At 41.5% G+C, this 9,950-nt stretch carries 10 protein-coding genes and 2 pseudogenes; 11 read left to right on the top strand and 1 reads right to left on the bottom strand.

Going from position 1 to position 9,950, the window contains the following annotated elements; translation table 11 throughout:
• From D8877_RS12050 to tnpA, 6 genes and pseudogenes are all read left to right on the top strand, one after another.
• Positions 1-674 (top strand): annotated as a pseudogene (locus D8877_RS12050) (exonuclease SbcC); the annotation flags it as partial.
• A 209-nt stretch (positions 675-883) separates the two neighbouring features.
• Positions 884-1,324 carry an NUDIX hydrolase gene (locus tag D8877_RS12045; RefSeq protein ID WP_125353434.1) on the top strand — a complete coding sequence of 147 codons (441 nt, stop codon included), beginning with the start codon at positions 884-886 and terminating at the stop codon, positions 1,322-1,324.
• Positions 1,321-1,791, top strand: coding sequence for a GNAT family N-acetyltransferase (locus tag D8877_RS12040; protein ID WP_125353432.1), 471 nt, complete (start codon positions 1,321-1,323; stop codon positions 1,789-1,791). Before D8877_RS12045 ends, D8877_RS12040 begins: the two co-directional genes overlap by 4 nt.
• A 143-nt stretch (positions 1,792-1,934) precedes the next feature.
• Positions 1,935-2,888 carry a 50S ribosomal protein L11 methyltransferase gene (gene prmA, locus D8877_RS12035; RefSeq protein ID WP_312023232.1) on the top strand — a complete coding sequence of 318 codons (954 nt, stop codon included), beginning with the start codon at positions 1,935-1,937 and terminating at the stop codon, positions 2,886-2,888.
• A complete protein-coding gene (locus D8877_RS12030; RefSeq protein ID WP_125353428.1) occupies positions 2,889-3,641 on the top strand; it encodes a 16S rRNA (uracil(1498)-N(3))-methyltransferase in 753 nt (250 codons plus the stop codon).
• 188 nt (positions 3,642-3,829) lie between these two features.
• Positions 3,830-4,293: pseudogene (gene tnpA / locus D8877_RS12025) on the top strand (IS200/IS605 family transposase).
• Between the two features lie 141 nt (positions 4,294-4,434).
• Here tnpA and D8877_RS12015 read toward each other — a convergent pair.
• The gene (locus D8877_RS12015; RefSeq protein ID WP_125353426.1) at positions 4,435-6,846 is read right to left on the bottom strand and encodes a bifunctional 2',3'-cyclic-nucleotide 2'-phosphodiesterase/3'-nucleotidase; all 2,412 of its coding nucleotides are present in this window, start codon (positions 6,844-6,846) and stop codon (positions 4,435-4,437) included.
• A gap of 251 nt (positions 6,847-7,097) precedes the next feature.
• Here D8877_RS12015 and D8877_RS12010 point away from each other — a divergent pair, with 251 nt between their 5' ends.
• From D8877_RS12010 to D8877_RS11990, 5 genes are all read left to right on the top strand, one after another.
• Positions 7,098-7,757 carry a hypothetical protein gene (locus D8877_RS12010; protein WP_125353425.1) on the top strand — a complete coding sequence of 220 codons (660 nt, stop codon included), beginning with the start codon at positions 7,098-7,100 and terminating at the stop codon, positions 7,755-7,757.
• Positions 7,758-8,222: 465 nt separating this feature from the next.
• A complete protein-coding gene (locus D8877_RS12005; RefSeq protein WP_125353424.1) occupies positions 8,223-8,615 on the top strand; it encodes a DUF1310 family protein in 393 nt (130 codons plus the stop codon).
• A gap of 45 nt (positions 8,616-8,660) precedes the next feature.
• Entirely contained in the window at positions 8,661-9,062 is a 402-nt protein-coding gene (locus D8877_RS12000; protein ID WP_002898547.1) for a DUF1310 family protein, read from the top strand.
• Positions 9,063-9,156: 94 nt separating this feature from the next.
• Positions 9,157-9,549: a DUF1310 family protein gene (locus tag D8877_RS11995; RefSeq protein WP_125353423.1), complete on the top strand. Its 393-nt coding sequence runs from the start codon at positions 9,157-9,159 to the stop codon at positions 9,547-9,549.
• A 129-nt stretch (positions 9,550-9,678) separates the two neighbouring features.
• Positions 9,679-9,939 carry a hypothetical protein gene (locus D8877_RS11990; protein WP_125353422.1) on the top strand — a complete coding sequence of 87 codons (261 nt, stop codon included), beginning with the start codon at positions 9,679-9,681 and terminating at the stop codon, positions 9,937-9,939.
• The last annotated feature ends 11 nt before the right edge of the window (positions 9,940-9,950 follow it).

Raw genomic sequence — 9,950 nt, 5'->3', positions numbered from 1 at the left:
GAAGTAGATTTAGAAATAGTAAAGAATTAACTGAGTTTCATAATAAAAAAATGCACATTGCTGATTATTTTGAACAGATGGCTTTGAAGCCAACGATACTTTCAGATGATACTGCTTTTTTGAAAATAAATAAACTATATAATTTTAATAAAGAACTCTTAATTTGTCTAAAAGAATTGGGATTTGATGATAAAATCTTCAGAAATATCCTGTTACAACTATCTGAACCAAGGAAGAGGAGCCTTTCTAATAGCATGAGTTATCGTTTTGCGAATAAATTTTATAATCCTTCTAGAGGCGTTAGTGATGCAAGAGATATTGTAAAAAGAGAAAATACAGTTGGAGTCATTTTATTTTATCCATACGATTATTCTGAAAAAGCTGACCCCACCCATCAACCATTGCGGAATGGTATTATTGTGACTGTGAATGATTTCGATGAAGTGGTCTTATATCCATACGTCGGTTATATCGGTTTGCATTCTCATAAACCATCTTATTTACAAGAGTTTAAAGAAGAATTAGAGAACCAAAACATTCCAGTTTATGAGATAGAAGATAACGATTTATGGGAGAAGTGTTTTGAAAAAGATAACAAAGAGCTCGAAGAAAAAATTTTTGAAGTATGTAAAGAAAAAATAGATAGATGGATTTATGAGTTGAAGCATCTATGACCAGTAGGGAAACCTATGAACACTTGAATGAGCTAACAGTTCGTTTGTATCCTGAGACCAGGAAAGTAGGATAAGAAGTATCTTTGTTTCTTAACCATGTCAATGCTGAGTCTATCATCTATTTGGCTTAAAGAGAGGGTTCATGGCAGGGCTTTTGGGATCCTCTTTACAAAAAAAGAGAGGAAGGGGGACAAGAAGAGGAGGAAGCCATGACACGTGAATTATTGGAGAAAAAACTAGATTTCTCAGGCTGTAAAATTGCTTTGCTGTATGGCGATACAATTTTGACCATTTTAAGAGACGATATTCCGACAATTCCTTACCCGAATATGTGGGATTTTCCTGGCGGTGGGAGAGAAAAGGATGAGACGCCTTTTGAGTGCATCAAAAGAGAAGTGTTTGAGGAACTGGGCATTGAACTCAAAGAGGAATCCATTACATGGATCAAATGTTATCAAGGATTTGTTTATCCTGAGAAAGTTTCTATTTTCATGGTGGCTTCTATTTATCAAGAACTGATAGATCAGATTGTCTTTGGTGACGAAGGGCAGGGCTACAAATTGGTAAATATAGAAGAATTATTAGCGGATGAAAACGTCATCCCGCAGTTGAAAAGTAGATTGGGAGATTATTTGGAGGTGCGAGTATGATTCATATTGAACGGGCGGGAGCTGAGGATTTAGAGACCATTATTGCCATTCAGCGAGCGAGTTTTAAGGCCGTTTATGAGAAATATAAGGATCAATACGACCCCTATCTGGAGGAGCGAGAGCGGATTCGCTGGAAGCTGGTTGAGAGGCCCAATAGTTTTTATTATTTTGTCAAAGACGACGAGAAGATTCTTGGCTTTATTCGCTTGAATACAAATGACGAACAGACAGCAGGCTGGATTGGGACAGTGGCGATTTTGCCAGAGCACCAGAATAAAGGATATGGTTCTGAGGGGCTCGGTCTGATTGAGGAGACATTCTCCACCATTAGGCAATGGGATTTGTGCACGGTTTTCCAAGATAAAGGTATGGTGGCTTTTTATGAGAAAAATGGCTATCATCAGACCCATACGGAGCCCGAAAAAGAGGGTATGGATATGGTTTACATGACGAAGATAATGAAATAAACAAAGAAAGGATTGTTCAGTTAAATTTCTAAACTGAACCCGCCCTAAACACTGTGGCAAAAAAATAAAGTTCTCTTAGACGCAAGCGTTGTCAGAGAATTTCCTATTTTGGCTTTGTGTTTTACGGGCTTGGTATTTTAATGATGGAAACTTGGCAGGAATTAACGATTGAAGTGAAGCGTGAGGCGGAGGAAGCGGCCTCGAATATTCTGATTGAGCTGGGCAGTCAGGGTGTGGCTATCGATGACAGCGCAGACTATCTGGGGCAGGTTGACCAGTATGGTGAGCTTTTTCCAGAAGTTGAGCAGAGCGAACGGGTCAGGATTACCGGCTACTACCCGGATTCAGTGGATATAGAGGCTATTGCGGCCCAGGCCAATGAGCGTTTGGCTGAGCTGGATGGCTTCGGCTTGGAGACGGGAGATATTCAGCTGACTCGGCAGGAACTAGCTGAGGAAGATTGGGCGGACAATTGGAAGAAATACTTTGAGCCGGCTCGTATCACGCATGATTTGACCATTGTGCCCTCATGGACAGACTACGAGGCGACAACTGGTGAAAAGATAATCAAGCTGGATCCTGGCATGGCCTTTGGTACAGGCACTCATCCGACAACCAAGATGAGCCTTTTTGCGCTGGAGCAGGTCTTGCGGGACGGAGAAACGGTGCTAGATGTAGGCACAGGAAGTGGCGTTCTCTCCATTGCCAGCTCTCTCTTAGGCGCTAAGGACATCTACGCTTATGATTTAGATGAGGTAGCAGTGCGCGTGGCGCAGGAAAATATCGAGCTCAATCCTGGTATGGAGAACATTCATGTAGCACCGGGCGACCTTCTCCGAGGCGTAGAAATCGAAGCAGATGTTATCGTTGCCAATATCCTAGCTGATATTCTCATCCATTTGACTGAGGATGCTTATCGTCTGGTCAAGGATGAGGGCTATCTGATTATGAGTGGGATTATTTCTGAAAAATGGGAAATGGTGCGCGAGTCAGCAGAAGCAGCAGGATTTTTCCTAGAAACGCATATGATTCAGGGCGAATGGAATGCCTGTGTCTTCAAGAAAACGCAGGACATTTCAGGCGTGATAGGTGGTTAGATGCAGCAGTATTTTATAAAAGGAAACCCTCAGTCTCCTTTGGTGGTCACGGATAAGGACACAGCCAAACACATGTTTTCGGTCATGCGACTCAAAGAGGGCGACCAAATCACGCTGGTTTTTGATGACGGTGTGAAACGGCTGGCTCAGGTATTGGATCCCAGTCAGCAGAGCTTGGAAATCTTGGAGGAGCTGGCAGACAATACCGAGCTGCCGATCCAAGTGACCATTGCTTCGGGCTTTCCAAAGGGAGATAAATTAGAATTTATCACTCAGAAGGCAACAGAGCTAGGAGCCAGTGCTCTCTGGGCCTTTCCAGCTGACTGGTCGGTGGCCAAGTGGGATGGGAAAAAGCTGGCTAAAAAGAGTGAAAAGCTGGAGAAAATTGCTCAGGGAGCAGCAGAGCAGAGTAAGCGCAATCTGATTCCGGAGGTTCGGCTCTTTGATAAAAAGGCAGATTTTCTAGCGGCCTTAGCAGATTTTGATCGCATCATTATGGCCTATGAAGAATCGGCCAAAGAGGGAGAATCTGCAGCTCTAGTCCGAGCTCTGTCGGGCTTGGCAACTGGAGCAAAAGTTCTCTTTATCTTCGGACCAGAGGGAGGTCTATCGCCAGATGAAATAGATGCCTTTGGCCAAGCAGGGGCTATCTCCGCTGGTCTAGGTCCACGTATCCTGCGGGCTGAAACAGCTCCGCTCTATGCCTTGACCGCAGTCAGTGTTTTGTTGGAGTTGGGAAATGATAGTCTTTGAAAAATAAAATCAGCAGCCAAAGTTGCTGCTGATTTTTTAATTGTGACTTTCAGTCTGTCTCGCTCTGCTAGGTGCGAGACACATAAACCACCCGCTATGCGGGTGCGCATTGAAGGTTATACCAAAAAAACTCCCAACGCTATACAATAAAGGTGTTCAAGCCAATTGTAAAGCGAAAGGAGAAATATATGGCGCAAAAGGCACATAGTTTATCACACACAAAGTGGATGTGTTCTATCACATTGTGTTTACACCTAAGTATAGACGAAAAGTTATCTATAATCAATATCGAAACAGTTTGGGTGAAATATTTCACCGATTATGTAGTTATAAAGGTGTTGAAATTATCGAGGGTCACTTAATGCCAGATCATGTACATATGTTGGTAAGTATTCCACCGAGGATAAGTGTTTCTAGTTTTATGGGGTATTTAAAAGGTAAAAGTGCTCTCATGATGTTTGACAAACACGCCAACCTAAAGTACAAGTTTGGGAACCGGCATTTTTGGGCGGAAGGCTATTACGTGAGTACAGTAGGACTTAATGAAGCCACCATTAAGAAATATATCCAAGAGCAGGAAAAGCATGATATAGCGTTGGATAAATTGAGTGTAAAAGAATATGAGGATCCCTTTAGGGATAGTGGTAAGTAATGCAAACACCTCTTTGAGAGGTTCGTGACGAGTCAAGAGCAATGAGGCTTGAACAAAGTGAAAGCCAGCGTCTTTAGGCGCTGGCTGGTGATGTGGGCTTATAGCCCTGGGACAAACCACCCGTTAGACGGGTGGTTATGATTATTGTCTTTCTCGTTTTTTGAAGGCGAAGATTCCTGCAAGTCCGGTCATGACAAGTGCCAAGAGTCCGAGCGAGGACGTATTTTCTCCGGTTGCTGGGAGGCTTTCTGCCCCTGCCTGTCTGTGAGACGCTTGCTTGTTTGTGCTAGGGGCAACAGCAGTCAAGACAGGGAAATCTACTCTACTATGCTGCAGATTGGCTGCTTCGACTGCGATAGTCGGAGAGCTTGGCTGCTCAATTGGCACTGGTTCAGTCTTCGGTGCGATGTAGACGAATTTGTATTCGCCGAATCCTTCTTGGGCAGAAGCTGCTAGATAGACGATGTCTCCGTCTGTACCAATCAAGTTCTTGGCCGTATCAGCTGTCAGGAAGCGCAGATCCAGTCCCTTGATGGTATCAGCGAAATGCCAGTTTTGATCTGCACTTGGATTGATATTTTTGACAGCCAAAATATAGTTGATGATAGCTTGGCGGTTTTCCAGATTGAGCAGACGGTTGAGGCTGGCTTCTCGAACACCAGGGAAGTTACCGTTAGACCGGTAGTTGTTGGTCACGACGATAAATTCCTGATTTGGGTCAATCTCCTTGCCTTGGTATTTCAGGTTGCGGACCCGACTGGCATTTGGGTTGGCCAGTTTGCCTTCGCGGTCGTATTTGTTAGGCTGGGTAATGTCAAACTCATAGGTAACACCGTCGATAACATCAAAGTTATAAGTCCGGTAGTCAGTATTGACCAGATTTTGCGGTTGGTTATTATTTGGGTCAATGGTGTTAAATTGGCCAGCTGACATTTCCAACCATTCTTTGAGCTGGGCACCGTTGACCTTGAGGATGGCAGTTACATTATCGTAGAGATAGAGGTCTGCTACGTTCTTGATGGCAATAGGACCAGCTGGAATGTCTGTGTAAGCCGTTGCGTCCCCACGAGTTCCTGCCTTGAAAGGCGCTGCTGCAGACAGGATAGGAAGATTGGCTTCAGGCGTGCCAGCCAGCTCTTGCTTAGCATACCAAAGCTGAGCATTATTGACGATTTGCACGGATGGATCGTCTTTGACCAGTGAGAAGTAGCTTGTAATCGGTGCAGTCGTAGTACCGACTTGCTGGCGGACATAGTTGATAGTCCCTTGGTGGGATTCTTTGGCAATGTCAATGACGCGCTGATCGGCTACATTAGACTTGGTATCTACCTTGCGGATAGAGCCCTTGCTGTCAGTGACTTTCCATTTACCATCGGTATAGTTTAGCTTGAGGTCAATGACGCCCAGATGGTCGCCGTATTTTCCAGCCATGGTTACTGGAGTACCGTTGATTTTACCGTTGACACCGTCTACGCCAGGGTATTTTTCGTAGAAGCCAGTTCCGTTTCCGCTTGGGAATTCTGCGTGGGAATGGCCCGTTACAACAGCATCCACACCTGGCAGGCTAGCGATTTGATAACCTTCATTTTCCTCGCCTTTTTCATACTTGTCATCTCCGATACCAGAGTGAGAAAGTACCAAAGTGATGTCTGCACCAGCCTTGCGCATCTCAGGAATGATGTCTCGAATGGCCTCAACAGAATCGCGAACGACCACTTTTCCTTCTAGGTTTGCCTTATCCCAGTTGAGAATCTGCGGCGGTACAATCCCAGTCACACCAATCTTGACGGTCGTCAAGCGTCCCTGAGTATCCGTAAAGGTCTTTTCGATGATTTTGTAAGGCTGATAGATGAATTTACCAGTCGCTGGATCCAGCACATTGGCATTGACAATAGGCAAGCCAGCTGTCTCAATCACGCGGTTCAGATAGTCCAGGCCGTAGTTGAACTCATGATTGCCTAGCGTACCAGCTTCAAAGCCCAGAGCCTGTAGAGCAGCATACATAGGGTGCTGCTCGCCCTTCTCCACAGGATTCACAATGGCCTTGTAGGTTCCAAGCGGCGTTCCTTGGATGGTATCGCCATTGTCAACTAAGAGGACGTTAGGATTTTCTTTCTTAGCCTTCTCGATCAGCACGGCTGTTTTAGCCAGTCCCAAGGTCTCGACCGGCTTGTCCTGATAGTAGTCGTAGTTGACTAAGTTGGTATGGAGGTCGGTCGTTGCCAAGATACGAACATCGACAGTCTGTCCCTCCACGGGTTTAGTATCCTCAGTAGCCGCGACATTGCGAGCCATAGCCATCAGAGCATCAGCGTTTCCGCTGGCATTTTCTGGGGAAATAGCAGAGCTAGGATCCGTGCTCTCTGGTGTTGCAGTAGCTTCAGTAGGATTTGCAGCAGTCGTTGGTTTTGCTTCCGCTGCGCTGCTTTCTACTGGGGCAGGATTAGCAGTGACTGCTGGAGCATTCTCATCAGCCTGAACAGCATTTACAGCTGCCGCAAGAGCCGCTGCGCTCAAAAGCACAACCGTTTTTTGAAGGGATGATTTAGACATAATATCTCCTTTGTTAAAATGAATTTCAGACTTATATTATACTATATTAAAACGCTATCATCAAGAAGAAATTTCCAGTTTAGAGATTTCATACTTTCTAATATTGGTTTGAAAATACTGAATGAAGACATCAGCGGATAAGTGAATGATTGGATGGAGGTAGAATAAAATAGAGTTTTAAAAATTTATGCTACACTATAGAGTGACTGAAATAAGTTGCTTTGTTAAGCATAATAATCAAGGAGAATATCATGAAAAAGAGAATTATTTTCAAAATATTACTTTTAGGGGGAGTCATGATAGGATTAATAGGATGTGGAGAAAAGAGGGGCAGCCGAGATTGGATTGAGAATAAGGTAGCTGAAGTGAGTCGCGTCTATCCCACTGAAAATCTATTTGATTTGTTTAAGCAATTTCCGGATGGGTTTAAAGTAGAGCAAGTGTATATCAAACGTGGGACTTATCTTATCGAAATGTCTTTACAAGGGGATAGTAGTAATCACACAATTTCTGGAGTGCTAACCAAGACACGGGCTTCTGATGATATTACTGAAAAGCCAGAAGAAACAATAAGGGTGGATTATATAGACAGCAACTTTATCTTTTCTGATGAGGGGAAAGCGAAAGAATTATGGCCTTTTGATGGATTCTTATTTCAAAAGTTAACGATTAATCAGTCTTTTCTATCTTCTTTATCCATGAAATCCAAAAGTTATAATGGCAACAACGGGGCCTTCGATATTGATTATTCGGTTCAAAATCAAACTATCAATCAGTATTTTCACAAAAATGAAAGAGAGCAGGCAACTTTAGGATTTGGAAGTTCAAACCGAAACGACGATTATTACTATTATTCAGTAACTGTCAACTACGACAATGTTTATTCATTTAGAGAAACCGTGTCAAATTAAGAGGAGATAAGATGGTGGAAAAAATTTGCTAACATTGGTATTTCTACTTTTGATGCTTCAAATTTAGCATGTTATCTATTTTGATAAAATCATTATTAGGAGCAACTGCCTCACCGCCTTGTATCCGCTTTCGTATTTTGGTATAATAGTGGTGAGCTCACTTGGGTAAGTCGGAAAGGAAAATAAAAACGGAAAAAATCAGACTGCCTAAGCTGAGAAGCGTATCTGCATTTTGCCTGATAAGGAGAGGAGGTTCGCCATGACTATGTCTGCCTTATTTGAGTTATTTGTCGCCCTTTTAGGTGTGGCATCTACTTGCTACCTTGTCTACGCTTATTGTCAATTTATCAAGGAAGAAGTTCATCACTTTCTTCACCACAACCCGCCCGTTTAAGGCGGGTTTTTGCTTTTGGTAAAATAGTTTATATTATATAATGAAACTGACAAAGATTGAGGAGTGTTTATATGTCTAAGAGAAGAAATAGGATTAAGGGGCTTATTGGCCTAAGTGTATTGATATTGCTGGGAGGAGGCCTCTACCTAGCTCATAAAAATCAAGAATTTCAAAATGAAATGTTCAGAATTGTTCACAGTGAGGAAGTGAGGGAGTTGATTGAAGAAGATTTAAAAAGAAAGGATCCTAAGGCGTTAACAGACAAAGGGAAAATTCGTTCTTATAAAATAGATGATAGCTCCATTAAACATAATCCAATGGGAGGCATTATGTTTCATGTTATAATTAATGACGATTCGGATGCTGTATTTAAATTTGGTATAAGGAAATATAGTCAAGATGGTAGAATGAGTTTAGTTGGCGGCACTCTTACGGAAAAACTTCAACAGTTACTAGAGGAGTGATGGTCAAATAGTCATAAGGAGATTTCTTTTTTTAGAGGTGAATACATGAAGAAAAAACATAAAATTATCTTATCAGTTATCAGCTTGTTTGTGGCTGCTTGCATAGGAGTAGGTCTCTATCTAGCTCACAAAAACCAAGAATTCCAGAATGAAATGTTCAGAATTGTCCATAGTGAGGAAGTGAGGGAGTTGATTGAAGAAGATTTAAAAAGAAAAGATCCAAATGCGTTAACAGACAAAGGGAAGATTCGCTCTTATAAAATAGATGATAGCTCCATTAAGCATAATCCGATGGGAGGAATTATGTTTCATATTATCATTAATGATAGTATAAGTATGGTTGGGAAGACTGGTCTTCGAATGGATGGTGAGAATGGGAAAATTCGTACGGATGGTATGACTGAATCAGCAGGTTTGCGGGCGTTGTTGGAAAGTGACGACAAGTGATTCAGTATTCTAGTTATAGCGAAAACCTCTTGCTTTAATTGGAATTGCAAAATCTATACCACATACTAAATTATAATAGTCGTAGGAGCGTCTAATGAAGCAAAAACATAAAATTATCTTATCGGTTGTCAGTTTATTTTTAGCTCTTTGTCTGGTAGGAGGAATATACTTGACTCACAAAAATCAAGAATTCCATAATGAGATGACAAGGATTGTTCACAGTGAGGAAGTAAAGAAATTGATTGTGGAAGAATTAAAAGCGATCGATCCTAATGCTTTAACGGAGAAAGGAAAAATTCATTCTTATAAAATAGATGATAGCTCCATTAAACATAATCCGATGGGGGGTATTATGTTTGATGTTGTCATTAATGATAGTATAAGCATGGCTGGGAAAATGGGAATTCAAAAAGATGGCGGAAGTGAGCAATTAAGTTCAGTTGGTATGAGTGAATCTGCAGGTTTGCAAGCTTTGGTAGGGGAATGATTCATAAATAGTTAAATGCTTAATTGGCTGAAACACGAGTTCACACTAAATATTAACTTTGACCATGAGAATGTTCTTCACTTCAAAAAGTAAATTTGAGATGATTTTATTAAAAGGAGACTTACAATTTTGAAACAAACAATTTTTAATGCTTCGCTAGAAGAAAGTATGAACCTAGTAACTGACAAGTATATCAAAACTTCACTAGAGGATTTTAATGAAAAAGGTTATGGGAAAAAGATTTTGGGATTTTTTACAGTCAATCTTTTAATGTTTTTAGTTGTACTATTAGCTTTTACCTATGATAAGAAAAATATCACTTTATTTTTTATAAACATATCTTTTATTGAAATAATAGTATTTATTTTTTATAAACATATCTTTTATTGAAATAATAGTAT

The sequence above is a fragment of the Streptococcus sanguinis genome (assembly GCF_003943735.1).
Classification (GTDB): domain Bacteria; phylum Bacillota; class Bacilli; order Lactobacillales; family Streptococcaceae; genus Streptococcus; species Streptococcus sanguinis_E.
This window is presented reverse-complemented; position numbering and strand designations above follow the sequence as displayed.

Excerpts from the sequence above, each read along its gene's own strand:
- D8877_RS12045 (WP_125353434.1), top strand. The coding sequence starts at position 884 with ATGACACGTGAATTATTGGAGAAAAAACTAGATTTCTCAGGCTGTAAA.
- D8877_RS12040 (WP_125353432.1), top strand. The coding sequence starts at position 1,321 with ATGATTCATATTGAACGGGCGGGAGCTGAGGATTTAGAGACCATTATT.
- prmA (WP_312023232.1), top strand. The coding sequence starts at position 1,935 with ATGGAAACTTGGCAGGAATTAACGATTGAAGTGAAGCGTGAGGCGGAG.
- D8877_RS12030 (WP_125353428.1), top strand. The coding sequence starts at position 2,889 with ATGCAGCAGTATTTTATAAAAGGAAACCCTCAGTCTCCTTTGGTGGTC.
- D8877_RS12015 (WP_125353426.1), bottom strand. The coding sequence starts at position 6,846 with ATGTCTAAATCATCCCTTCAAAAAACGGTTGTGCTTTTGAGCGCAGCG.
- D8877_RS12010 (WP_125353425.1), top strand. The coding sequence starts at position 7,098 with ATGAAAAAGAGAATTATTTTCAAAATATTACTTTTAGGGGGAGTCATG.
- D8877_RS12005 (WP_125353424.1), top strand. The coding sequence starts at position 8,223 with ATGTCTAAGAGAAGAAATAGGATTAAGGGGCTTATTGGCCTAAGTGTA.
- D8877_RS12000 (WP_002898547.1), top strand. The coding sequence starts at position 8,661 with ATGAAGAAAAAACATAAAATTATCTTATCAGTTATCAGCTTGTTTGTG.
- D8877_RS11995 (WP_125353423.1), top strand. The coding sequence starts at position 9,157 with ATGAAGCAAAAACATAAAATTATCTTATCGGTTGTCAGTTTATTTTTA.